Raw genomic sequence first — 1252 nt, 5'->3', positions numbered from 1 at the left:
CAGGGTGAGATCGTGAATATTTATTGACCAGTTGGCGGAAACTAAACGATCAGTTTGACGATCCGGTTTAGTCGTGATCTTATACTCTCTTTTTGGGGAGTAAAACCATGTATATCGAAGCCTTCACCACCCACTTTGGGGAATTATCTGACACGCGTCAATCAGCAAAAGTGACCTATCCACTTGAGGATATTTTGTTTATCACCTTGTGTGGTGTCGTCGCTGGAGCCGAAGGGTGGAGCGATATCCGGGACTATGCCGACGGTCATATTGGCTGGTTCCAACAACATGGTTACTTGCGCGATGGCGTCCCCGTTGATGACACTATTGCCCGTACCATTTCGCGTATCGACCCAGAGCAGTTTAGAGTTTGCTTTATCAACTGGATGCAGGCTGTACATGAAAGCACCGAAGGACAATTGATTGCGATTGACGGTAAAACGCTGCGAAGCTCCTACCAGCGCGGTGACCGCCAATCAACGATACACATGGTCAACGCGTTTGCCTGCACCAATAAAGTCGTTTTAGGTCAGGTTAAAACCTCAGAGAAGTCGAACGAAATTACAGCGATCCCTGAGCTTATTCAGTTACTTGATGTTCAGGACACCTTGGTATCAATTGATGCTATGGGCTGCCAGACCAGCATCGCAGAGCAAATAGTCGAGCAAGGTGGTGATTACCTGTTCACACTCAAAAGCAATCAGGGCAAGCTCTGTAAAGCAGTCGAGGATGCGTTTACTGAGACACGGGAAGCACCACTTGGTGGCTTAACCTTCGAGCAAAAGCGGGGTCGCATAGAAGCCCGGACATACCATGTGTTAAGTGCTGATGACGTGAGCAAAGCGTTCCCGCAATGGCCTGAGTTAAAGACGCTTGGCATGAGCATGAGCTTCCGCCAACAACAAGGCAAAGCACCTGAACTGACATATCGCTACCATATCAGCTCCGCACCATTAAGTGAGAAGCAACTAGCCGAAGCAGTACGTTCTCACTGGGCTGTAGAGAACAGCTTGCATTGGGTACTGGATGTCAGCATGGGTGAAGACGACTGCCAGATACACCAGAATCACGGTGCCGAAAACTGGTCGATGCTACGCCATTTAGCGCTAAACATGTTGCGGGCAGAGTCATCAAAAGGCAGCATACCCGCCAAGCAAAAACGGGCTTGGATGAAAGCCAGCTATCTGGAAGCTGTGCTAACTGCGGGTTTTAGTGGCATGATTAATTAGTGAGCACTCATGCGGTTGCCCTG

At 49.2% G+C, this 1252-nt stretch carries 1 protein-coding gene; it reads left to right on the top strand.

Annotation, left to right across the window (positions count from 1 at the left end; genetic code table 11):
- Positions 1 to 107 precede the first annotated feature (107 nt).
- Positions 108 to 1229, top strand: coding sequence for an ISAs1 family transposase (locus C7Y69_RS20850; RefSeq protein ID WP_013782999.1), 1122 nt, complete (start codon positions 108 to 110; stop codon positions 1227 to 1229).
- Positions 1230 to 1252: the final 23 nt, after the last annotated feature.

This window comes from Alteromonas sp. KS69 (assembly GCF_003989595.1).
Lineage (GTDB): Bacteria > Pseudomonadota > Gammaproteobacteria > Enterobacterales > Alteromonadaceae > Alteromonas > Alteromonas naphthalenivorans.
The sequence above is the reverse complement of the archived record's forward strand: the minus strand, read 5'-3'. Positions and strand labels throughout refer to the sequence as shown.

Excerpts from the sequence above, each read along its gene's own strand:
- C7Y69_RS20850 (WP_013782999.1), top strand. The coding sequence starts at position 108 with ATGTATATCGAAGCCTTCACCACCCACTTTGGGGAATTATCTGACACG.